Genomic DNA, 311 nt, shown 5'->3' with positions numbered 1-311 from the left:
CTGCGCGAACAGGCCGTCGGCGTCTTCGCCGGCGAGATGTACCACGACTACGCGGTCGGCTATAAGCCCGAGGCGGGCGGAGGGCCCGACGGGGTCGGGGGCTACCTGAAGATTGGGCGGTTGGGGGGCGGGGTGCCCGGGCGGGGGGCGTTCCTTCCCGGGCCCCCGGGGGCGGCCGGTGGGGGGGGGGCCGGCGCGGGGGGGAAACCCGAAGAAGGTCTCCCCCCCCCGCCATGACGGTCACGCCACCGGCGAGGGCGAGGGAGGACTCGCCCGACCGCAGCGACTGGGCGGCGAGATGGACGGTCACC

1 protein-coding gene is annotated in these 311 nt (G+C 76.5%); it reads right to left on the bottom strand.

The window, feature by feature from the left end; translation table 11 throughout:
* Positions 1-310 (bottom strand): beta-ketoacyl synthase N-terminal-like domain-containing protein (locus ADK36_RS50195; protein WP_267887410.1); only part of this gene is annotated, 310 nt, incomplete at its 3' end.
* Between the last annotated feature and the right edge of the window lies 1 nt (position 311).

Origin of the sequence: Streptomyces viridochromogenes, from assembly GCF_001270495.1 — a bacterium.
Classification (GTDB): Bacteria; Actinomycetota; Actinomycetes; order Streptomycetales; family Streptomycetaceae; genus Streptomyces; species Streptomyces viridochromogenes_A.
Note: the sequence above shows the minus strand (reverse complement) of the source record. Positions and strands in the feature narration are given on the sequence as shown.